Annotated in this window: 20 protein-coding genes; 14 read left to right on the top strand and 6 right to left on the bottom strand. The window is 68.4% G+C overall.

Annotated elements, in window-relative coordinates; translation table 11 throughout:
* Positions 1-2: 2 nt before the first annotated feature.
* Genes ACZYZ9_RS13425 through ACZYZ9_RS13410 form a run of 4 tightly spaced genes read right to left on the bottom strand, consistent with a single transcriptional unit; the run spans position 3 to position 3325 of the window.
* Positions 3-401 (bottom strand): Zn-ribbon domain-containing OB-fold protein, encoded by a 399-nt coding sequence (locus tag ACZYZ9_RS13425; protein ID WP_463826730.1) that lies wholly within the window; start codon positions 399-401, stop codon positions 3-5.
* Positions 401-943, bottom strand: a complete 543-nt coding sequence (locus ACZYZ9_RS13420; protein ID WP_463826729.1) for a MaoC family dehydratase — start codon at positions 941-943, stop codon at positions 401-403. The genes ACZYZ9_RS13425 and ACZYZ9_RS13420 overlap by 1 nt, the downstream gene beginning before the upstream one ends.
* The gene (locus ACZYZ9_RS13415) at positions 944-2146 is read right to left on the bottom strand and encodes an acyl-CoA dehydrogenase family protein (protein ID WP_463826728.1); all 1203 of its coding nucleotides are present in this window, start codon (positions 2144-2146) and stop codon (positions 944-946) included.
* Between the two features lie 3 nt (positions 2147-2149).
* Positions 2150-3325, bottom strand: coding sequence for a cytochrome P450 (locus tag ACZYZ9_RS13410; protein ID WP_463826727.1), 1176 nt, complete (start codon positions 3323-3325; stop codon positions 2150-2152).
* 204 nt (positions 3326-3529) lie between these two features.
* On the opposite strand from ACZYZ9_RS13410, the gene ACZYZ9_RS13405 reads away from it, so the two are divergent.
* The 6 genes from ACZYZ9_RS13405 (at position 3530) to ACZYZ9_RS13380 (ending at position 12175) form a co-directional block, all read left to right on the top strand.
* Positions 3530-4990, top strand: a complete 1461-nt coding sequence (locus ACZYZ9_RS13405) for an aldehyde dehydrogenase family protein (protein ID WP_463826726.1) — start codon at positions 3530-3532, stop codon at positions 4988-4990.
* Positions 4987-7212: a CaiB/BaiF CoA transferase family protein gene (locus ACZYZ9_RS13400; RefSeq protein ID WP_463826725.1), complete on the top strand. Its 2226-nt coding sequence runs from the start codon at positions 4987-4989 to the stop codon at positions 7210-7212. Before ACZYZ9_RS13405 ends, ACZYZ9_RS13400 begins: the two co-directional genes overlap by 4 nt.
* Positions 7213-7266: 54 nt before the next feature.
* Entirely contained in the window at positions 7267-8364 is a 1098-nt protein-coding gene (locus ACZYZ9_RS13395; RefSeq protein ID WP_463826724.1) for a GGDEF domain-containing protein, read from the top strand.
* 45 nt (positions 8365-8409) lie between these two features.
* Positions 8410-9318, top strand: coding sequence for an alpha/beta fold hydrolase (locus ACZYZ9_RS13390; protein WP_463826723.1), 909 nt, complete (start codon positions 8410-8412; stop codon positions 9316-9318).
* Between the two features lie 18 nt (positions 9319-9336).
* A complete protein-coding gene (locus tag ACZYZ9_RS13385) occupies positions 9337-10740 on the top strand; it encodes an acyl-CoA synthetase (RefSeq protein WP_463826722.1) in 1404 nt (467 codons plus the stop codon).
* Between the two features lie 175 nt (positions 10741-10915).
* Positions 10916-12175 (top strand): MFS transporter, encoded by a 1260-nt coding sequence (locus ACZYZ9_RS13380; RefSeq protein WP_463826822.1) that lies wholly within the window; start codon positions 10916-10918, stop codon positions 12173-12175.
* Here ACZYZ9_RS13380 and dapD read toward each other — a convergent pair.
* Positions 12172-13125 (bottom strand): 2,3,4,5-tetrahydropyridine-2,6-dicarboxylate N-succinyltransferase, encoded by a 954-nt coding sequence (dapD, locus tag ACZYZ9_RS13375; RefSeq protein WP_463826821.1) that lies wholly within the window; start codon positions 13123-13125, stop codon positions 12172-12174. The two genes, ACZYZ9_RS13380 and dapD, sit on opposite strands and share 4 nt — an antisense overlap.
* An 86-nt stretch (positions 13126-13211) precedes the next feature.
* Here dapD and dapE point away from each other — a divergent pair, with 86 nt between their 5' ends.
* Positions 13212-14276, top strand: a complete 1065-nt coding sequence (gene dapE / locus ACZYZ9_RS13370; protein WP_463826721.1) for a succinyl-diaminopimelate desuccinylase — start codon at positions 13212-13214, stop codon at positions 14274-14276.
* Between the two features lie 71 nt (positions 14277-14347).
* On the opposite strand, the gene ACZYZ9_RS13365 is transcribed toward dapE, so the two are convergent.
* A complete protein-coding gene (locus ACZYZ9_RS13365) occupies positions 14348-16459 on the bottom strand; it encodes an AAA family ATPase (RefSeq protein ID WP_463826720.1) in 2112 nt (703 codons plus the stop codon).
* 44 nt (positions 16460-16503) lie between these two features.
* On the opposite strand from ACZYZ9_RS13365, the gene ACZYZ9_RS13360 reads away from it, so the two are divergent.
* The 7 genes from ACZYZ9_RS13360 to ACZYZ9_RS13330 all read left to right on the top strand — a co-directional run bounded on the left by ACZYZ9_RS13360 (position 16504) and on the right by ACZYZ9_RS13330 (position 22161).
* Positions 16504-17067 (top strand): TIGR00730 family Rossman fold protein, encoded by a 564-nt coding sequence (locus ACZYZ9_RS13360; RefSeq protein WP_463826820.1) that lies wholly within the window; start codon positions 16504-16506, stop codon positions 17065-17067.
* 66 nt (positions 17068-17133) lie between these two features.
* Positions 17134-18909, top strand: a complete 1776-nt coding sequence (gene fadD6, locus ACZYZ9_RS13355) for a long-chain-acyl-CoA synthetase FadD6 (protein ID WP_463826719.1) — start codon at positions 17134-17136, stop codon at positions 18907-18909.
* 97 nt (positions 18910-19006) lie between these two features.
* On the top strand, positions 19007-19882 hold the full coding sequence (gene folP, locus ACZYZ9_RS13350) for a dihydropteroate synthase (protein WP_463826718.1): 876 nt from the start codon (positions 19007-19009) through the stop codon (positions 19880-19882).
* The gene (locus tag ACZYZ9_RS13345) at positions 19879-20823 is read left to right on the top strand and encodes a glucosyl-3-phosphoglycerate synthase (protein ID WP_463826717.1); all 945 of its coding nucleotides are present in this window, start codon (positions 19879-19881) and stop codon (positions 20821-20823) included. The genes folP and ACZYZ9_RS13345 overlap by 4 nt, the downstream gene beginning before the upstream one ends.
* A gap of 44 nt (positions 20824-20867) precedes the next feature.
* Positions 20868-21230, top strand: a complete 363-nt coding sequence (locus tag ACZYZ9_RS13340; RefSeq protein ID WP_463826716.1) for a DivIVA domain-containing protein — start codon at positions 20868-20870, stop codon at positions 21228-21230.
* Positions 21231-21237: 7 nt separating this feature from the next.
* Positions 21238-21816: a DNA-3-methyladenine glycosylase I gene (locus ACZYZ9_RS13335; RefSeq protein ID WP_463826715.1), complete on the top strand. Its 579-nt coding sequence runs from the start codon at positions 21238-21240 to the stop codon at positions 21814-21816.
* Positions 21817-21993: 177 nt separating this feature from the next.
* Positions 21994-22161 (top strand): DUF3117 domain-containing protein, encoded by a 168-nt coding sequence (locus tag ACZYZ9_RS13330; RefSeq protein WP_003406247.1) that lies wholly within the window; start codon positions 21994-21996, stop codon positions 22159-22161.
* Positions 22162-22168 lie beyond the last annotated feature (7 nt).

Genomic DNA, 22168 nt, shown 5'->3' with positions numbered 1-22168 from the left:
GGCTACCGACTCGGCCGGAACTGGTGCAGCGTCAAGTCGTTGTCGTAGGTCTGGAAGTACAGCTGCACCGGCATACCGACTTCCACCTCAGCCGGATCGATGTCGGTCAGGTTGGATACCAGCCGAACCCCTTCCTCGAGTTCGACCAACACCACGATGTAGGGGTAGTCGAAGAACGGGACGCGCGGCTGGTGCGGCATCACGTAGCTGTACACCGTGCCGCGCCCGGACGCCTCGATCGGCTCCCACTCCAGCGAGCGGCACTGCGCGCACATCGGCCGGGGCGGGTGCCGCAGGGTCGCACAGCCGCTGCAGCGCTGGATCAGGAGTTTGTTCTGCTTCAATCCGTTCCAGAAGAACTCGGTGTCGGCGCTGATGGTGGGCGCCATCCGGGTGGCCATCAGTTGGCCGGCTTGAATCGCAGGACCCGGAAACGTTGTCGCCCAAGCACTTCGCCGTCCTGATTGGTATAGGTGGTCAGCCAGGTCAGGAAGAACCCGGTGCCCAGCGCCGTCTTCTTCTCCTCCGACACCGACTCGTAGACCGTCGTCGCGCTGATCAGGTCGCCCAGCCGCGGATAACGCTCGATCTCGAATTCGGAATTGGTGGCCACCGTACTGCGGTATCCGGCCTCGTCCAGGAAAGCCGTTGGGTTGCTTCTGATTTCGACGGGCGCGCCCCCGCGGTCCCCGATCCCGTCCAGCTTCGGCGAGGGCATGGTCCAGGTCTGCAGCATCACCGGCGGCGAGACGATGCCACCGAACCGCGAGGTCGCCGCGAAATCAGGGTCGATGTACACCGGATTCAGGTCGTCCATGGCGCAGGCCCAGTGCCGGATCATCGGCTGATTGACCGGATCTGGAGCCACCGAGGGCTTTCCGGTGCCGCCGGTCGGTTTGCCGACCAGGGCCCGCACCCTGTCTTGCACTTCTGCGTCGGTCACTTAGGTCGATCCTCCTTTGTCTGCGGCCGCGCGAAGATCACGAGGTGCGCGCGGCATGCGCAGTCCCGCCATCGCGATGATGTCACGCTGGATTTCATTGGCGCCGCCGCCGAACGTGTTGATCACGGCCTGCCGGTACGCCGATTCCAGGGCGCCCCGCAGCGGAGCGTCCGCGCCGCGGCGCACTCCGTTGCCGTCGAGCACCTCGAGCAGCTGACGGGCCACCTGCTGGGTGAGTTCGGTGCCGAACACCTTCGCCGCCGAAGCTTCACCCATGTTCAGCACACCTTTGGTCATCGCGGCGTTCACCCGCAGATTGACCAGCTTGTAGGCAGCGACCTCAGCTTCGACCCGGGCCAGTGCCAGCTGGACCCAGGGTTGGTCGATGACGCGGGCACCGTCGAGTTCGGTCTCGGTCGCCCAGGCCACCGTCTTTTCGAACAACGGCTCGAGTGCGCCCAGGTTGCCCAGCGCGGCGCGTTCGAAATTCAACTGGGTGGTAATCAGTTCCCACCCCTGGTTCTCCTCGCCGACCAGCGCGCTGACCGGAACCCGCACGTTGTCGTAGAACGTGTAGAACGTCGAGATGCCCGGCATGGTGTGCAGCGGCTGCCAGGAGAAACCCGGCGCCGACGTCGGCACGATCAGAATCGAGATTCCCTTGTGCTTCTTCACATTCGGATCGGTGCGGACCGCCAGCCAGATGTAGTCGGCGTAGGCCGCGCCACTGGTGAACATCTTCTGGCCGTTGATGACGTATTCGTCGCCGTCGCGGACGGCGGTGGTGCGCACCGAGGCCAGGTCACTGCCTGCGCCGGGTTCGGAGTAACCGATCGCGAATTCGACGCTGCCGTCCAGAATGGCCGGCAGGAACTTCTGCTTCTGCTCCTCGGTGCCGCGCTGCATCAACGTCGGACCGACGGTATTGAGCGTCACCAACGGGATCGGTGCCCCGGCCCGGCGGGCCTCCTCGCCAAAGATGTACTGCTCGATTGCCGAAAAACCCTGTCCACCATATTCTTTAGGCCATCCCACGCCAAGCAGGTTGGCCGCTGCCAGCGCGCGTACGCAGTCCCGGACAGCGGGGCCGCCCTCGATGTTCTTGCCGATCGCCGCGACGCGTTCGGGTGTCATCACCTGTTGCAGTGTGGCACGCATCTCGGCGCGCAGCCGTTGCTGTTCCGGGGTGTATTCGAGATCCATGTCTCAGACCCCCAGCCGTACCGGCATCCGCTTGACCCCGGGCACCATCGTGGCCTTCATCCGGTCGACGTCGCCGACCAGGTCCAGGCGCGGGAAGCGCCGCAGCAACTCCTCGAACAGCACGGTCGCCTCCAGCCGCGCCAATTGCGCACCGATGCAGGAATGTTCACCGCAGCCGAACGCGATGTGCGGATTCGGATGGCGCGTGACCTTGAAGTCCTCTGAGTCAGCCCCGAATACGTCTTCGTCGCGGTTGGCCGACCCGTAGAGCATCGTCACCACGTCGCCGGCCCGGATCAGCCGGCCGCGAATGTCGACGTCGGCGGTCGCCACCCGCGACATGCTGACCACCGGGCTGTTCCACCGCAGCATCTCTTCCACTGCGACCGGAATCGACGTGGGGTCCTCGACCAGCAGGCGGGCCTGGTCGGGGTGGTTGATCAGGGCCAGGGTGCCCAGCGCTATCAGGTTGCGGGTCGTCTCGTTGCCGGCCACCAGCAGCAGGAAGGCGAAGTTGAGCAGATCCTCGTCGCTGAGCCGGTGCTCGTCGATCTCGGCCGCCGCCAGCACCGAGAGCAGGTCGTCGCGTGGATCGGCGCGCCGGGCGGCGATCAGCTTCTGGAAGTACTCGAACAGCTGGCCCATGGCCACGAACGCGTCGAGTTCGATCTCGGGGTCGGCGGTCCCGGTGGCCGCGTCCGACCAGGTCCGGAACTGCTCCCAATCCTCGGCGGGCGCACCGATCAGCTCGGCGATCATCCGGGTGGGCAGCGGGGCGGCGATCTCCTCGGCGAATTCGTGCACCGTGCCGGGTTCGACCTCGTCGAGGATGCCGCGCACGATCTCGCGGATCTTGGGCTCGAGCACCGAAACCCGGCGCCGGGTGAAGCCGGCGTTGATCAGCTTGCGCATCTGCCGGTGCCGCGGCGGATCGGTGAAGATGAGGTTGCCGTCCTGCACCGGGTTCGGCATGTCCGGGTCCGGAATGCTGATGCCCTTGGTGGAAGTGAACAGCGCCGGGTTGCTCGACACGAACCGGATGTCCTCGTACTTGAGCAGCGCCCAGAATCCGGTCACGTCGTTCCAATGCACCGGCGATGTCGCACGCAGCTCCCGGTAGGCCGGATACGGGTCGCCGGCATAGAACTCCGGTGAGTGCAGCGGGATGTCGGTGTGCACGGCGGGGCGTTCCTCCGATCCGACACATTTATCGAAAGTGTCTTGTGCATTGTGTCTACTCTGCTGGTAATCGCGCTGTCAACACGCCCGCAACACCATGAAACAGCGCAGAATTCAGTTGTGCAGTGATTGACGCCCGGGTTCGGCGGGTGTACACCAGGGGAATAGATGACCGAATCATCGATCCCTGGGGTGAGGAAGCAGATGGCTGTGTTACCGGCGCTCGTGGACAGCTACCAGCTCTACATCGACGGGCGCTGGGTCGAACCGGAGAACGGTCGCTACGACGACATCTCGCCGGCCACCGAGCAGGTCATCGCCACCGCACCCGACGCGAGCACCGGCCAGGTCGGCGATGCGATCGGCGCGGCACGGCGCGCATTCGACGACGGCCCCTGGGCCGGTTCGACACCCGAAGACCGGGCGAGGTGCCTCACCCAACTCGGGGAGGCGCTGCTCAAGCACGCCGACGACTTCTTCGCGCTGTCTCAGCAGGAGTGGGGCTGCATCCAGAACGAGCGGCTGATGCAAGTCGACGGGGCGGCGTTCATGTCCATGCACGCCGCCCAGCTGGCCACCCAGTTGGCCGACGACGCTGTGACCGGGATCGGTGCCGGGACCACGCTGCTCCGGCACCAGCCGCTGGGTGTGGTGTCGATCCTGACGCCGTGGAACTTCCCGCACTGCCTCAACGTGATGAAGCTCAACCACGCGTTGGCCGCCGGCGACACCGTCGTCCTCAAGCCTTCGCCGCTGACCCCGCTGGCCGGGCTGGCGCTGGCCCGGCTCATCGACGAGCACACCGACATCCCGCCCGGGGTGGTCAACGTCGTCACCCCGTCCGGCGTCGACGCGGCGAAGCTGCTCACCACCGATCCGCGGATCGACATGGTCAGCTTCACCGGCAGTTCGGTGGTCGGGCGCCAGGTGATGGCGGCCGCGGGCGACACCCTCAAGCGGATTCTCCTGGAACTGGGGGGCAAGTCGGCGTGCATCCTCCTGGACGACACCGAGGTCACCGACGAGATGTTGCAGCAGCTGCTGTTCGACTGTTGCTCGCTGCACGCCGGGCAGGCCTGCATTCTGCAGAGCAGGCTGCTGTTGCCCGATGCCTTGCACGACGACGTCGTGGACCGGTTGGTGGCACTGGCCCGCGAGGTCGAAGTGGGTGACCCGACCGACGCCGCGGTGCAGATGGGCCCGCTGATCAGCGACGCGCAACGCGACCGGGTGGCGGCCCACGTGGCCGGCGCGCTGGACGGCGGAGCCCGGTTGGCGACGGGGGGCGGCCGGCCGGCCGGCTTGGACGTCGGGTTCTACTTCGAGCCGACGATCCTGACCGAGGTCGAGCCGGATTCGGTGATTGCCCAGGAGGAAGTGTTCGGGCCGGTGCTGAGCGTGGTGCGCTACCGCGACGACGACGATGCGGTCGCGATCGCGAACAACTCGCGCTACGGCCTTTCCGGCGCGGTGTGGAGTGGTGACGTGGAGCGGGCGGTGGGCGTCGCCCGCCGGATCCGGACCGGACAGGTAGCGGTCAACGGTTGTGGTGCCGGCGCGGCGCCGTTCGGCGGATTCAAGTTGAGCGGGCTGGGCCGGGAAGGCGGCGGGATCGGCGGGGTGCACCAGTACATGGAGTCGATGGCCATCGGCGTGCCCGCGTGACCGGGCCCCTGTCGGGGCTGCACGTGGTCGAAATCGCCACCGAGATCGCCGGACCGTACGCCGCCAAGTTGCTCGCCGACCTCGGTGCCGAGGTCGTCAAGATCGAACCTCCGGACGGTGATCCGTTGCGCCGGTGGGGGCCTTTCCCCAGCGGGATACCCGACCCGCAGCATAGTGGTCTGTTCGAATATCTCAATGCCGGAAAGCAGTGCATCACACTGGATTTCGCTCAGCCAGGTGACCGGGCGACCGCCGAAGGCCTGATCGCGCGGACCCACGTACTCGTGGAGAACCACGCACCCGGCACGCTGGCGGGCTGGGGCCTGGACACCGTCACGCTGGCGCGGATCAACCCGAACCTGGTGTTGCTGAGCATCTCTCCCTTCGGACAGACCGGGCCGTGGCGTGACCGCCTCGCCACCCCGCTGACCATTCAGGCGGTGTCCGGTTGGATCAGCACCCGGGATCCGCAGCGCCCGCCGGTGCAGGCCGGTGCCCGGATCTCGGAATACGTCGCCGGTGTCTACGGTGGGATGGCCGCATTGACCGCGTTGCGATCGACGGGCTTCCGGCAGGTCGACGTCTCGGAGTTCGAGTCGCTGCTGTCCACCCTGCCGTATCCGATGCTGATGGCCGAGCGGATGAAAAGCCTTGGGCTGGAACCGAATGTCCGGGCGGCACCGATGCTTGGTGTGGTGCGCGCAGCCGACGGGTGGGTCGGTATCAACTGTCTGACCGGGCAGCACTGGCTCGACGTGTGCGCGATGCTGGGACTGCCGGAGTTCGGTGAGCACCAGATCGCCATCATGCTGGGCGGCCCGGAGCGTGCCGAGTTCTTCGCCAAGGCTGCGCCGTTGCTCGCCGCGCAGACGGTGGCCGAACTCGTCGAACTGAGCCAGGCGATGCGGATCCCGGCGGCCCCGGTCAACGACGGCGCCACCATCCTGGATTCGCCGCAGTACGCCGAGCGCGGATTCTTCATCGAGGGCAACGGATTTCGCCGCCCCGGTCCGCCCTTTCGGATGGGCGCCGGTGATGCTGCCCCGCCGCACTGCGCCACTGCGCCGCCCCCGCCGCCGGAATCCCCTTTCCAGGGACTGCGCGTGCTAGATCTGAGTACCTTCTGGGCCGGCGCCTACCTCACCTGCTATCTGGGTGCGTTCGGCGCCGACATCGTCAAGATCGAGTCCATCCAGCGTCCCGACGGCCACCGCTATTCCGGTGCCTATCCCTTCGAGGGTGAGGACTGGTACGAGCGCAGCGCACTGTGGCAGGCCACCAACCTCAACAAGCGCGACCTCACCCTGGATCTGAACACCCGGCGCGGGCGCGACATCGCGCACCGGCTGGCCGCGCAGGCCGACATCGTGGTGGAGAACTTCTCCCCGCGCGTGGTCGAGCAATTCGGCCTGGACTACCAGTCGCTGGTGGCGCTCAACCCGGATGTGATCGCGGTCCGCATGCCCGGCTTCGGACTGGACGGGCCGTGGCGCGACTACGTCGGCTGGGCGCTGAACATCGAGCAGACGTCGGGGATGACGGCGGTGACCGGCTACCCCGACGGGCCGCCGTGCAACCTGCAGGGTCCGGCCGATCCGATCGTCGGCGTGCACGCCGGGGTCGCGTTGCTGGCCGCGCTGGAACACCGGCGCCGCACCGGACAGGGCCAGCTGATCGAGGTCGCCCAGATCGAGGTCGCCGCCTGCGTGACCGCCGAACCGGTGATCGAGTACTCGCGCAATGGTGTGGTGTGCCCCCGTGCCGGCAATCGGCGGCGCGGCTACCTGCAAGGGGTCTACCCGACCCAGGACGGGACGTGGGTGGCGCTGTCGCTGCCCGACGACCCGTCCCTGGACCACGATGTGTTCGACGAACTGGTCACCGCCTGGACCCGTACTCAGCGAGCACAGGTCATCGTCGAACAGCTTCGCGCACAGGACATTCCGGCCGAGCAGGTGGTCACCGGCGACCAGATGTACGAGTTCGCTCAGCTCGCCGCCCGGAATTTCTACGAACGGTTCGAGCATCCCGTCACCGGACCGCGCCGCTTTCCGGGCTGGCCGTTCCGGATCACACCCGGGCCCGGTCGGCACCACCGCACCGCCCCGCCCACCCTCGGTCAGCACAACGACGAAATCCTGCGTGCGCTCGGGCTTTCCGACGACGCACTGGCCGAACTGCGCGACCAGCGGATCATCGGCGAACGGGTGCTGAACGCCTAGCGCCGCGCCGATGCCGTCCTAGACTGCCCTGGACAGAGAGGGGGCGTCGGGCCGGTGCGCAGGGCGTTCAGAGACTTCGTGGTCGGCTGGTGGAACCAGCCGTCGGGTTTCGACTGGACGGTGCAGCAGCTGCGCAACCGCGGATTGCTGCGGCTACACCAGGTGTTCATGGGAATCCTGATGGTGTTCTACGCCGGCATCAGCATCCTCACCGCCGTCTACCCCTACCTGAAGATCCCCGAAGTCAGCTATTTCATCGTCGCGGTGGCGGCGGTATCAGGCATCGGGTGGGCGTTCGGACCGTTCCCCTCCGAGCGGGTTTCGGCGCTGTTCATCCTCGTTTCCAATCTGTGCATCCTCGGCACCGTCGTCAACGTGAGTCAGACGTTCCTGGCCATGCCCGGCTTGACGGTGCTGGCCATCAACGGCTTCTACATCGTTGTCCTGCACGGGCCGCGGGCGCTGACAGCGCATCTGATGTTCTCGGCGGGGTCGATCGGCTGGTGCTACGCCGAATCGTTGCGCCAGCATCTGTTTCCCGGCAACGTCACCACCATCAACCTGCTGATAGTCGTGCCGATCGTCTTGGGATTTCCCGTCGTGATGCAGGCGTATCTGCTGACGCTGCGCACCGGTGCCGTTGCGGCGCTTCACGATCCGTTGACCCGGCTGAACAATCGCCGCGGCCTGGAGAACAGTCTGGACGGCCTGGTGGGTGCGACGGTGACACCGGTGACGGTGCTGACGGTGGATGTCGACCGATTCAAGGCGATCAACGACACCCATGGGCACGAAGTCGGGGACCGGGTGCTCACCACCATCGCCGAGTGCATCCGCGCCGGTGTCGCCGATGCATCGTTGGATACGGCCGCCGCGCGGATCGGCGGCGAGGAGTTCGTGATCGTGCTGCGCGGTGACTCCAGCGCCGGACGCGCGGTGGCCGGTCGGATACATGCCGCGCTCGCCGCGGATGCGACAGCCCCCGGTTTCACCGTGAGCATCGGTATAGCGACCGGCGTCTGCTCGTCGGCGACCGTGCAGAATGTGGTGCACCGTCTCATCGACAGTGCGGATTCGGCGATGTACCGGGCCAAGCGAGCCGGCGGGAACCGGACCGAGGTGGACCGGCGCGAGTCGTCTGAGCTGCACTGATAAGATTTCCAATGCGTTAACGTATCCGATAGAAAGGTGTTCGGCATGGCCGTCGCGATCGACCGTCCGAAACTCGAGGGGAACATCGCCGTCGGCGACAACCGGCAGATCGGTTTCGCCGAGTTCGGGGCCCCGCAGGGGCGCGCGGTGTTCTGGCTGCACGGCACTCCGGGTGCCCGGCGCCAGATCCCGACCGAGGCCCGCATCTACGCCGAACACCACGACATCCGCCTGATCGGTATCGACCGGCCCGGCATCGGCTCCTCGACGCCGCACCGCTACGAAGCCATCTCGGAGTTCGCCGGCGACTTGCGCGCCATCGCCGACACCTTGGGCATCGAGCACATGGCAGTCGTCGGATTGTCCGGGGGCGGACCCTATTCGCTGGCATGCGGCGCGCGGCTGGCTGACCGGGTGGTCGCGGTCGGGGTGCTCGGCGGCGTGGCGCCGACGCAGGGTCCCGACGGCATCAGCGGCGGCGCGATGACACTGGGCGTGCGGGTCGCACCACTGCTGAAGTTCGGTGGCAACCCGCTGCGGATCGGCGCCAGCATGCTGATCCAGGGGATCCGGCCGGTCGCCTCGACCGCGCTTGACATCTACGCGCTGCTTTCGCCTGAGGCCGATCGGCACCTGCTGACCCGTCCCGAATTCAAGGCGATGTTCCTCGACGACCTGCTCAACGGCAGCCGCCGGCAGCTGGCGGCGCCCTTCAACGACGTGATGCTGTTTGCGCGGGACTGGGGATTCCACCTCGACGAGGTGCAGGTACCGGTCAAATGGTGGCACGGCGACCACGACCACATCATCCCGTTCTCGCACGGCGAGCACATGGTCGCCCGGCTGCCCGACGCCGAACTGTTCCACCTGCCCGAGGAGAGCCACCTCGCCGGCCTGGGCCGCGGCGAGGAGATCCTGTCCACCCTGATGAAGATCTGGGACGAGCGTGGCTGACCCGGTAGCCTCGCTCACGTGCTGCTGACCTCGCTGAATCCTGCGGTCGCCACCGCCGACGACATCCCCGACGCGGTCAGCATCGACGGCTTCCGGCTCAGCCGCAGCGACCTGGTCGGCGGCGCGACATCGGTCGCCGAGCGGGTGGCGGGCGCGCGGATGGTCGCGGTACTGGCCGTTCCGACGGCGTCCACGGTCCTGGCGATCGTCGGCTGCCTCATCGCCGGCGTGCCGGTGGTGCCGGTGCCCGCCGACGTCGGCGTGGCCGAGCGCCGGCACATGCTCACCGACTCCGGCGCCCAGGCCTGGCTGGGTCCGGTGCCGGACGATCCCGATGGCCTGCAACACGTTCCGGTCCGCCTGCATGCGCGGTCCTGGCACCGGTACGCCGAACCGGCACCGGATGCGCTGGCGATGGTGGTATACACCTCGGGCACAACGGGTTTGCCCAAAGGCGTGCAGGTGAGCAGGCGGGCCATCGCGGCGGATCTGGATGCGCTGGCCGAGGCCTGGCAGTGGACACCCGACGACGTGCTGGTGCACGGCCTGCCGCTGTACCACATCCACGGTCTGGTACTCGGACTGCTCGGCTCGCTGCGGGTCGGGAATCGGTTCGTGCACACCGGAAAACCGACGCCGGACGGGTACGCGGCCGCGGGCGGGTCGCTGTACTTCGGGGTGCCGACGGTCTGGTCGCGGCTGGCGGCCGAGCCTGCGGCAGCCGAATCACTAAGAGCAGCACGACTTTTGGTGTCCGGTAGTGCGGCGCTGCCGGTGCCGGTGTTCGAACGCCTGGAAGCGTTGACCGGGCACCGGCCCATCGAACGCTACGGTGCCTCCGAATCGTTGATCACCGTGTCCACCCGGGCCGACGGGGAACGGCGCCCCGGTTGGGTCGGGTGGCCGTTGACCGGCGTGCAGACCCGGATGGTCGACGACCACGGCGATCCGGTTCCGCACGACGGGGAAACCGTTGGCAAACTTCAGGTTCGGGGCGCCACCCTGTTCGACGGGTACCTCAACCGCCCCGAGGCCACCGCTGAGGCATTCACCGCGGACGGCTGGTACCGCACCGGCGACGTCGCCGTCGTCGACGACGGCGGCATGCACCGGATCGTGGGCCGGGAGTCGGTCGACCTGATCAAGTCGGGCGGTTACCGCATCGGGGCAGGCGAGATCGAGACCGTGCTGCTCGGACACGCCGACGTGGCCGAGGTGGCGGTGGTCGGCCTGCCCGACGCGGATCTGGGCCAGCGGATCGTGGCCTACGTGGTAGGCCAGGCCGATCCTGCCGAGCTGATAGACCATGTCGCCCAACAACTGTCAGCGCACAAGCGGCCTCGCGAAGTGCGGATCGTGGACTCGCTGCCCCGCAACGCGCTGGGCAAGGTGCTCAAAAAGCAGTTGATCGACGAGGGCTGACGGAACAGCACGGAGGCCACTTCGGCGGTGGTGTCGGTGGTGGCGGTGGTGACCGCAGCGCACCGGCTCGCAGCATCCTGCCAGCACTTCCCAGGCAAACGCGCACCTGCGGGCCGCTACCGTTTTCAGGGTGCCGCCAACCACGCTTGAAGCCGCAGCTCCCGCGTCCAGCCCGATGCGAGCGGTGGCCCTGTCCTGTCTGGTGGGCTCGGCCGTCGAGTACTACGACTTCTTCATCTACGGCACCGCAGCAGCCCTGGTGTTTCCCACGGTGTTCTACCCGCACCTGGGTCCGACGATGGCCACTGTCGCCTCAATGGGCACCTTTGCCACCGCGTTCCTGTCCCGACCGCTCGGCGCGGCCGTCTTCGGACATTTCGGGGACCGGTTGGGCCGCAAGCGAACCCTGGTCGCCACCCTGCTGATCATGGCGCTGTCCACCGTGACGGTGGGTCTGGTGCCCAGCACGGCGACCGTCGGCCTGGCGGCCCCGCTGATCCTGATCGTGCTGCGGGTGCTGCAGGGGTTCGCCGTCGGCGGCGAATGGGCCGGGTCGGCGTTGCTGAGCGCCGAATCCGCGCCGGTCGATCGGCGCGGGTTCTACGGAATGTTCACCGTGCTCGGCGGCGGCATCGCGCTGGTGCTGACCAGCCTGACGTTCCTGGGTGTCAACGCCACCATCGGCGAAGGCAGCCACGCCTTCCTGCAATGGGGGTGGCGGATTCCGTTCCTGCTGAGCGCGGTGCTGATCACCATCGCGCTTTACGTGCGCCTGAACGTCGGCGAGACGCCGGTGTTCGCCGGTCAGCGAACCCACGCGGCCGTGGCCCCGCTGACCGAGGTGCTGCGACTGCAACGCACCGAGGTGATGCTGGCCGGCGGCAGCGTGCTGGGGTGCTTCGCCTTCACCTATCTCGCCAGTGCGTATCTGCCCAGCTACGCGCACACCCAACTGGGGTATTCCCGCAACCTGATCCTGGCCGTCGGGGTGCTGGGCGGGCTGACCTGCCTGGTGTTCGCCGCACTCACGGCCACCCTGTGCGACCGGTTCGGGCGGCGCCGCGTGCTGCTGGTCAGCTGGGCCGCGGCACTGCCCTGGGCGGTGGCGGTGATGCCGCTGATCGATTCGCGTGACCCGGTCCTGTTCGCGGTGGCGATTCTGGGCATGTACGCCGTGTCCGCGAGCTGTTTCGGACCGATTGCGTCCTTCGTCCCCGAACTGTTCGCCACCCGCTACCGCTACACCGCGACGGCGCTGTCCATCAATCTGGCGGGTATCGCCGGCGGTGCGGTGCCACCGCTGGTCGCGGGCTGGCTGCTGGCAGCCTATGGCGCGGCCGGCATCGCGTACCTGTTGCTGACGCTGGCGGGACTGAGCCTGATTTCGGTCTACCGACTGCCGGAAACCAGCGGGACCGAACTCGACGCGCGTTAGTTGGCGTGCAGGTCCGCGTTGAGCGCGATGCCCTGGCCACCGCGCGGCACCACCTCGACCGCGCCGCTCAGCGAGTTGCGTCGGAACAGCAGGTTGTTGCCGCCGGACAGCTCGGCTGCCTTGAGCGTGCTGCCGTCGGGGGTGTTGACCTTGGTGCCGGCGGTGACATACAGCCCCGCCTCCACCACGCAGTCGTCGCCCAACGAGATGCCCAGGCCCGCGTTGGCGCCCAGCAGGCAGCGTTTGCCGATCGAGATCACCTGCTCGCCGCCGCCGGACAGGGTGCCCATGATCGAAGCGCCGCCGCCGACGTCCGAGCCGTCACCCACCACGACACCCGCCGAAATGCGGCCCTCCACCATCGATGCGCCCAGGGTGCCGGCGTTGAAGTTGACGAAACCCTCGTGCATCACCGTGGTGCCCGGCGCCAGGTGCGCACCCAGGCGCACCCGGTCGGCGTCGGCGATCCGCACCCCGGTGGGCAGCACATAGTCCACCATGCGGGGGAACTTGTCGACGCCGTAGACCGTCACCGGCCCGTGCCGGCGCAACCGCGCCCGCACCGCCTCGAAACCCTCGACGGCGCAGGGGCCGCGGTTCGTCCAGACCACGTTGGTCAATACTGCGAACAAACCGCCGGCGTTCAGCCCGTGCGGCGCCACCAAGCGGTGCGACAGCAGATGCAGCCGCAGGTAGGCGTCGTACGCGTCGGCGGCCTGATCGTCCAGCGACCCGATCACAGTGCGCACGGCGATGGTCTCGGTACGGCGGTCGTCGTCGCGTCCGACCAGCGCGGCCAGTTCGGCGGGCACGTCGGAAAGGGCCAACCGGGAGGTGGCGCTGTCGCCGGACTCGGTCAGTTCCGGTGCGGGGAACCACGTGTCCAGGACAGATCCGTCGGATGCCAGCGTCGCCAGGCCGATGCCTGCAGCTCCAGTCACGGCGGTCAGGTTACTTTCCCGCGCGAGCAGACACAAAAGCACCCATTTGCCGGTCAAAATAGGGGCTTTTGCGACTGCTCGGCATACTTGGTGCCGTGTTGGACTTGTGCGGCGACCCGGTGGCGCTGACCGCGGCGTTGGTGGACATTCCCAGTGAATCGCGCGACGAGGCGCGCATCGCCGCCGAGGTGGAGGCGGCCCTGCGTGCCCAGGCGCCCCGCTTCGAGATCGTCCGCAGCGGCAACGCGGTACTGGCGCGCACGGCGCTGGGCCGTCCGACGCGGGTGTTGCTGGCCGGGCATCTGGACACCGTTCCGGTCGCCGACAATCTGCCCAGCCGGCTGGTGGACGGCCAGCTGCACGGTTGCGGCACCGCCGACATGAAAGCCGGGGATGCGGTTTTTCTGCATCTGGCGGCCACCCTCGCCGACCCGGTGCACGACCTGACCCTGGTGATGTACGACTGTGAGGAAATCGAGTCGGCGGCCAACGGATTGGGCCGCATCCAGCGCGAGTTGCCGGAGTGGCTGTCCGCCGACGTGGCCATCCTGGGTGAGCCCACCGACGGCTGGATCGAGGCAGGCTGCCAGGGCACCCTGCGGGTGGTGGTCCGCGCCACCGGTACCCGGGCGCACTCGGCCCGATCGTGGCTGGGCGACAACGCAATTCACAAACTCGGTGCGGTGCTGGACCGGTTGGCCGGCTATCGGGCGCGCAGCGTGGACATCGACGGGTGCGGCTACCGCGAGGGCCTGTCGGCGGTGCGTATCGACGGCGGCGTCGCCGGCAATGTGATCCCGGACGCGGCGGCGGTCACGATCAATTTCCGGTTCGCCCCGGACCGCTCGCCCGAAGCGGCTTTACACCACGTGCACGAGGTGCTGGACGGGCTGGACGTCGAGATCGATCTGACCGACTCCGCGGCGGGCGCCCTTCCGGGCCTCACGCATCCCGCGGCGAAGTCTCTGGTCGAGGCCGCAGGGGGACAGGTCCGGGCCAAGTACGGGTGGACCGACGTGTCCCGCTTTGCGGCACTGGGCATTCCGGCGGTCAACTACGGTCCCGGCGATCCCAATCTGGCACACAAGCGTGACGAGCGGGTGCCCGTCGCCAACATTGCGGCGTCAGTAGAGATACTGCGCCGCTACCTGAGCCGGTAGCAGGCTGTGGCGCACCTCGCTGCCGCGGACTCGACGGCCCGGTCCGCGTCGTTGCGCGCTGAGCAGCGGCCTCAGCCCTGCGCCTGAGCCGCGGCGTCGGCCGCTGCCGCGCCCATCCCGATCGCGGCGAATTCGTCGGCCACCGCTCGCAGGCCGGCGGTGTCCCGGCCGGCCAGTGCGCGCGCATGCCGGACGACGATTTCGCCTACCTTGCAGTCGATTTCAGTGGCGAGCCGGGTGACCGGCTCGACGGCCCGGACATCGCCGAGCCGGACGGCGTCATGCCAGGCGAGCAGCGCCACCGCCGACTGCCCGGCGCGTTCGGCCATCCGGGCGGCGTCGCGCGCCGCCGACGTCGCACCCATCCGGTCGCGCGCCGTCGCCCTGGTCCACGCGCGCGCCTGACCGAGTTCGGGGGCGAACAGCGCCGACTTGGTCCCGTGCCGGTTCTCCGCGCGCCGCAACGCTTTCGCCGACCCCGGGATGTCACCCCGGCGCGCGATGGCGGTGGTCAACAAGATTAGCGACAGCGGACCCCAGGAGTAGCCCGAACGTTCCAGCTCGGCGGCGGCGGGCTCCAACAGCTTTGCGGCAGCACCGAATTCACCTCGGACGTTCAGCACCAGGGCGATCAACACCTCACCGATGGCCCGGCCCGGTTGCTGCAGTTCGGCGAAGTCGGTGAACTGCTGAGCCAGGGTCTGCGCCTGCGCGACCTCGCCCGCCATCAGCAGCGAGGTGATCTGTGCCAGTCCCGCGGTGAACCGCAGCAGTCCGGGATGCTCTGCTGCCGTTGCCTTGTCGACCAGGGCCCCGACATCGGCGAAGCGTCCCATCCGCGCCGACGACAACGCGGCGGCACTGGCGGCCCACGCCACCGCCATGTCGCCGGCCGACGGCGCGGCCAGCACGTCGGTGGCCACGGCGAGGGCACGCTGCAGATTTCCCGAGTTCATGGCGAAGGTAGCGGTCAGCCCGTCCAGCACATTCTGGGCGGCCGGCTCGGTCACCCGATTGCGGGTCGTCTGCAGGAACGCGGTGGCCTTCTCCGGCTCGCCCAACATCCAGAACTGGTTGGCCGCCCGCGGCACCGCCCAGGCCATCAGATCGGCTTCGGACAAGTCGGCAGGCTGAACCGCCGCCAGCACCTGGCCCGCGTCACGGCCGCGTCCCTGCCAGGCCAGTGCCTGGCCCAGCACCAGCCGGGCATCCAGCCCGCCCGATCGGTCCAGCGCGGCGCGCGCCAACCGTTCGGCAAGCCACAGATCGCCGAGCCGCAGCGCCTCTTGCGCGGCGGCGACCACCTCGGCGACCGGCTGCAACGCGTCGCAGTCCAGCGCCAGCGACGCCAGCCGCAACCGGTCGCTGGGGTGCTCGCACGGGTGTCCGGAGAGCAACTCGACCAGCTCGGTGCGCCGTCGTCGCAGCACGTCGCCACCCGAGGTCGCCCGGACGCGCTCGCCGAACAGCGGATGGGCGATGTAGGCGACCGGCTCGTCGTCATTGCGTACCCGGGTCTCGGCGGCGCCGAGGTCCGTTGCCTCCTCGACCGCGCCCTCGCCGGCCAGCACGGCGAGATCGGCCAACGTCAGCGGCTCGACCAGGGCCAGGTAGTCCAGCACCGAACGGGCCGGCGCCGGCAGCTCGGCGAGGAATTCGTCGACCTCCGCCGCGGTGGTCAGCCCACCCGGCGGAGCGATGTCGATGCGGTCCAGCAGGCCGTCCGTCCACAACGCGGCGATGGCGGCCGGTGCCGCGTCCGCCCGCGCGGTGACGATCATCCGGGCGGTGCCGGCGCGGGCGAGCTGGTAGACCAGGGTCGCCGACAGGATGTCCAGGTCGTGGGCCTCGTCGACGACGAGCAGCAGATCGCTCTCCTGGGCGGCCCGGGTCAGCGACGTCCGGGCGGCCCGCAACAGTGCGGCCGGTTTCCCGATGTCGGCGAATTCGATCAGATGTCCGAAGGCGCCGAAGGGCACCACCTGCTCGGTGGGGGTCCCGATGACCCAGCGGGTGACGGTGTTCGGGTGCTCGGCGCAGCAGCGTTCGGCGGCCAGTCGGGCCAGCGTCGACTTGCCGACGCCGTCGGGTCCGACCACGATCCCGCCCCCGGATTCCCGCAACGCGCCGTGCAGCCGCTCCAGCGCCTCGGTGTGTTGCGGGACGTTCCAGCGGATCGGCACTGTTCGACTTTATGGCAACTGCGCAGTTGGTCTACGTTGCGGTGATGCCCTCAGACAACAGCGACGGCGGCCGGCGGGCGGTGGCCGTCTACTGCGCTGCCACGCCGACGCACCCGGAGTTGCTCGAACTCGCCGCCGCGCTGGGTCAGGGGATAGCGCAGCAGGGCTGGACGCTGGTGTGGGGCGGCGGCCACGTGTCGGCGATGGGCGCGGTGGCCGCCGCGGCGCGGGCCGCCGGCGGCTGGACCGTCGGGGTGATCCCGACCATGCTGCTGGACCGTGAACTGGCCGACCAGCAGGCCGACGAGCTGATTGTCACCGACACCCTCAGCGAACGGAAGCAGGTGATGGAGCAACGGGCAGATGCGTTCATCGCGCTGCCCGGCGGTGTCGGCACCCTGGACGAATTGCTGAGCGCGTGGACCGAGGGATATCTGGGGGTGCACGACAAGCCCATCGTGATCCTGGACCCGTGGGGGCATTACGACGGGGTGCGCGCCTGGATCTTCGGTTTGCTCGACAGCGGTTACATCTCGCAGGCAGCGGTCGACCGGCTGGTGGTGGTCGATAAGGTCGGCGATGCGCTGCAGGCGTGCGCACCAGCGTGACAGCCCGGCCGGGCCGGGCTGTATGTATTGGGTATCAGCGGGCTTGCTAGGGAATCGAGGGACCACGTGGCCGAGCACGAGTCACACACACGCGTCAAACTGACCGATATCGCTCTTCGGCTGCCCGCTCTGGTGGCCGACACGCCCTCGATCCTGCGCGCGGTGAAGACCGGCCTGCTGCCGCGGCCGAGTTCGAAGACCTCGATCGGCGCGGTGTTCCAGGAGCGCGCGGCCCGCTACGCCGACCGGGTTTTCCTGAAGTTCGGCGATCAGCAGTTGACCTACCGCGAGGCCAACGCGACCGCCAACCGCTACGCCGCCGTGCTGGCCGCGCGAGGTGTGGGCCCGGGTGATGTGGTCGGTGTGATGCTGCGCAATTCGCCCAACGCGGTGCTCACGATGCTGGCGGTGGTGAAGTTGGGCGCGGTCGCCGGCATGCTCAACTACCACCAGCGTGGCGACGTGCTGTCGCACAGCCTGGGCCTGCTCGACGCCAAGGTGCTCATTGCCGAATCCGACCTGGTCAGTGCGGTCAGTGAGTCCGGCGGTTCGGCCGGTGAGGTGCTGACCATCGAAGACCTGGAGCGCTTCGCCACCACCGCGCCCGCGACCAACCCGGCCGCGGCGTCGTCGGTGCGGGCCCGCGACACCGCGTTCTACATCTTCACTTCGGGCACCACCGGCTACCCGAAGGCCAGCGTGATGACGCATTACCGGTGGCTCAAGGCCCTCGGCGCGTTCGGCGGGCTGGGGTTGCGGTTGAAGGCCTCCGACACTCTGTACAGCTGCCTGCCGCTCTACCACAACAACGCGCTGACGGTCGCGGTGTCGTCGGTGATCAACTCGGGGGCGACCCTGGCGCTGGGCAAGTCGTTCTCGGCGTCCCGCTTCTGGGACGAGGTGATCGCCTACGACGCCACCGCGTTCATCTACATCGGCGAGGTGTGCCGCTACCTGCTCAACCAGCCGGAAAAGCCCACCGACCGCCAGCACAAGGTCCGCGTCATCGCCGGCAACGGGCTGCGCCCGGACATCTGGGACGAATTCACCAAGCGCTTCGGCATCGAGCGGGTGTGTGAGTTCTACGCCGCCAGCGAAGGAACCACCGCGTTCATCAACTTCTTCAATATGCCCCGCACCACCGGTATTTCGCCGATGCCGCTGGCCTACGTCGAATACGACCCGGACACTGGCGAGCCGGTGCGCGACGACAACGGGCGGGTGCGTCGGGTGCCCGCCGGCGAGCCCGGGTTGCTGCTCAGCCCGGTCAACCGGCTGCAGCCGTTCGACGGCTACACCGACAAGGAAGCCACCGAGAAGAAGCTGGTGCGCAACGCGTTCAAAGAGGGCGACACGTACTTCAACACCGGCGACGTGATGCGGCCGCAGGGCATGTTCCACGCGGCGTTCGTCGACCGGCTGGGCGACACGTTCCGCTGGAAAGGCGAGAACGTGGCGACCACACAGGTCGAGGCGGCGGTGGCGTCGGACAAGAACGTCGAGGAGTGCACTGTCTTCGGCGTCGAGGTGCCCGATACCGGCGGGCGTGCCGGGATGGCCGCGGTCAAGCTGCGCGACGGCAAGGATTTCGACGGGAAATCGTTGGCCGGGGCGGTGTATGACAAGTTGCCGGCCTATGCGTTGCCGTTGTTCGTGCGGTTGGTGGAGTCGCTGGAGCACACCACCACGTTCAAGAGCCGCAAGGTGGAACTACGCAAACAGGCCTACGGCTCCGATATCGAGGACCCGCTGTACGTGCTGGCCGGGCGCAAAGAGGGTTATGTCGAGTACTACGAGGACTACCCGGGCGAGGTTGCGGCGGGGAAGCGCCCGCAGGGCTGACCCGCACCCCCGGCGACTCTGCGTCTGGGGCGGGGAAGTGCGAGTAGACCGTGCCCTGAGCGCAGAGTCAACGCCGGTGACCGGGCACCATGGAGTCGTGTCGTCAACCTTCTGCGGTCGCCCCGTCGCGGCTGATCGCGCGCTGATCATGGCGATCGTCAACCGCACCCCGGACTCGTTCTTCGACCAGGGCGCGACCTTCGCCGAGGAGGCTGCCCGCGACGCCGTGCACCGGGCGATCACCGAGGGTGCCGACGTCATCGATGTCGGCGGGGTCAAGGCCGGACCGGGGGAGATGGTCGACCCCGACACCGAGATCGCCCGACTGGTGCCGTTCGTCGAATGGCTGCGCGGCGCCTATCCCGACCAGCTGATCAGCGTCGACACCTGGCGCCCCGAGGTGGCCCGGCTGGCGTGTGCGGCCGGCGCGGACATCATCAACGACACCTGGGCGGGCAGCGACGCGGGCCTGCCCGAGGTGGCCGCCGAATTCGGCGTCGGCCTGGTGTGCTCGCACACCGGCGGTGCGCTGCCCAGGACGCGACCCTTCCGGGTGAGTTACGGTACGACTACCCGCGGGGTGGTGGACGACGTGATTCGCCAGGTCACCGCCGCCGCTGAGCGGGCCGTTGCGGTCGGAGTGGCCCGTGACCGGGTGCTGATCGACCCCACCCACGATTTCGGCAAGAACACGTTCCACGGCCTGATCCTGTTGCGGCACGTGGCCGAACTCGTCGAGACCGGGTGGCCGGTGCTGATGGCGTTGAGCAACAAGGACTTCGTCGGGGAGACTCTGGGTGTGGACGTGACCGAACGGCTCGAGGGCACGCTGGCGGCTACCGCGCTCGCGGCGGCCGCCGGAGCGCGCATGTTCCGGGTGCACCAGGTCGCGGCCACCCGGCGGGTACTGGAGATGGTGGCCTCCATCCAGGGGACGCGCGCGCCGATGCGCACCGTGAGAGGACTGGCATGACGGCTTCCGAGCTGGACCTGGCCCGGCTCTCGGCGCAACCCGGGGACGCCTGGCTGGCCGACCGCAGCTGGAACCTGCCGCGCTGGACGGTCGGCGAGCTGGTTGCCGCCAAGGCCGGGCGGACGATCTCGGTGGTGCTGCCGGCCCTCAACGAAGAAGACTCCATCGGATCGGTGATCGACAGCATCTCCCCGCTGGTCGACGGGTTGGTCGACGAGCTGATCGTGCTGGATTCGGGGTCCACCGACGACACCGAGATCCGCGCCATCGCCGCCGGCGCCCGCGTGGTCAGCCGCGAGCAGGCGCTGCCCGAGCTGCCCGCCCGCCCCGGCAAAGGGGAGGCGCTGTGGCGCTCGCTGGCCGCCACCAGCGGCGACATCGTGGTGTTCATCGATTCCGACCTGGTCAACCCGCACCCGATGTTCGTGCCGTACCTGGTCGGCCCGCTGCTCACCGGCCAGGACATCGCACTGGTCAAGGGCTTCTACCGGCGACCGCTGACCGGCGGCAATGCCACCGGCGGCGGGCGCGTCACCGAACTCGTGGCCCGACCGCTGCTCGCCGCACTGCGGCCCGAGCTGGGCTGCGTGCTGCAACCACTGGGCGGGGAATACGCGGCCAGCCGTGAGCTCCTCACCGCGCTGCCGTTCGCCCCGGGTTACGGCGTGGAGATCGGCCTGCTGGTGGACACCTTCGACCGGCTGGGCCTGGACGCGATCGCGCAGGTCAACCTGGGTGTGCGGCAGCACCGCAACCGTCCGATCGAGGAGTTGGGCGCGATGAGCCGTCAGGTGATCGCCACCCTGCTGTCGCGGTGCGGGATTCCCGACTCCGGCGTCGGCCTGACGCAGTTCTTCCCGGTCGGGGACGGCTACACCCAACACACCTGGCCGGTGTCGCTGGCCGATCGGCCGCCGATGAACGTGTTCCGGCCGCGCTGAACGGCTGTCGGTCCCGGGTCAGGTCATAGGGCAAGATCAGTCCCGTGGCGTTGGTGTTGCTCTACCTGGTGGTCCTGATCCTGGTGGCGATCGTGTTGTTCGGCGCGGCAAGCCTGCTGTTCGGCCGCGGCGAGCCATTGCCGCCCCTGCCGCGGGCCACCACAGCGACCGTCCTGCCGGCGTTCGGTGTCACCGGCGCCGACGTCGATGCGGTCAAATTCACCCAGGTGCTGCGCGGTTACAAGACCAGCGAGGTGGACTGGGTGCTGGAGCGCCTCGGCCGGGAACTGGACACCTTGCGCGCTCAGGTCGCCGCCCTGCAGGCCTCCAGCGCCGAGACCGGGGCCGGGGTGGTCGACCTGACCGACGCGGACGCCGTCGGGTCGGATCGTTCCGGGCCGACGTGACCCGCCCGTGAGCGACGGCCGGGTTCGCTGCGGCTGGGCGGAACTGCCGCCGGGGCCGGACGCCGAGTTGTACCGCGACTACCACGACTACGAGTGGGGCCGGCGGCTCACCGACGGCACGGCGCTGTTCGAACGGATGAGCCTGGAAGCTTTCCAGAGCGGCCTCTCGTGGCTGATCATCCTGCGTAAACGGGCCGACTTCCGCCGCGCCTTCGTCGGGTTCGACGTCGCGAAGATCTCCCGTTTCACCGAGGCCGACGTACAGCGCCTGCTGACCGACCCGACGATCGTGCGCAACCGGGCCAAGATCGAGGCGACCGTCGGCAACGCACGCGCCGCCCTCGAACTCGGATCGCCGCAGGACCTGTCCGAGCTGCTGTGGTCGTTCGCGCCGGCCGCCCGTCCCCGGTTCACCGACCTTGCTGAAATACCTTCAACCAGTGCCGAATCAAAGGCGATGGCGCGCGAGCTCAAACGCCGCGGGTTCCGCTTCGTCGGGCCCACCACCGCCTACGCGCTGATGCAGGCGACCGGCATGGTGGACGACCACATCGGCACCTGCTGGGTGCCGCCCAACGCGGATTGACAACCACCGTTGCCGCCAGAAGTGGGCCTTTGTGCACGTGGTCACCGCGATAGGGAACAATAGAGTGGTGATTTGTCAGTTCAATGTCGGGTATGGCTGGAAATTCACTGTCGGGGCATGCTCGGCGCCGACCAGGTCCGCGGGTGCGGGCCAGATCGAATCTGGAGGGAGCACTCGATGGCGGCGATGAAGCCCCGGACCGGCGACGGTCCACTCGAAGCGACTAAAGAGGGGCGCGGCATCGTGATGCGGGTACCACTTGAAGGCGGTGGCCGGCTGGTTGTCGAGCTGACACCCGACGAAGCCGCCGCGCTGGGCGACGAACTCAAGGGCGTCACCAGCTGAGTCAGCG

Source organism: Mycobacterium sp. IDUB_28 (assembly GCF_055419285.1).
The sequence above is the reverse complement of the archived record's forward strand: the minus strand, read 5'-3'. Positions and strand labels throughout refer to the sequence as shown.

Coding starts and splice junctions, on each gene's coding strand:
- ACZYZ9_RS13360 (WP_463826820.1), top strand. CDS start 16,504: ATGCCCTCAGACAACAGCGACGGCGGCCGGCGGGCGGTGGCCGTCTAC.
- ACZYZ9_RS13405 (WP_463826726.1), top strand. CDS start 3,530: ATGGCTGTGTTACCGGCGCTCGTGGACAGCTACCAGCTCTACATCGAC.
- ACZYZ9_RS13345 (WP_463826717.1), top strand. CDS start 19,879: ATGACGGCTTCCGAGCTGGACCTGGCCCGGCTCTCGGCGCAACCCGGG.
- ACZYZ9_RS13390 (WP_463826723.1), top strand. CDS start 8,410: ATGGCCGTCGCGATCGACCGTCCGAAACTCGAGGGGAACATCGCCGTC.
- ACZYZ9_RS13330 (WP_003406247.1), top strand. CDS start 21,994: ATGGCGGCGATGAAGCCCCGGACCGGCGACGGTCCACTCGAAGCGACT.
- ACZYZ9_RS13415 (WP_463826728.1), bottom strand. CDS start 2,146: ATGGATCTCGAATACACCCCGGAACAGCAACGGCTGCGCGCCGAGATG.
- ACZYZ9_RS13380 (WP_463826822.1), top strand. CDS start 10,916: ATGCGAGCGGTGGCCCTGTCCTGTCTGGTGGGCTCGGCCGTCGAGTAC.
- ACZYZ9_RS13425 (WP_463826730.1), bottom strand. CDS start 401: ATGGCCACCCGGATGGCGCCCACCATCAGCGCCGACACCGAGTTCTTC.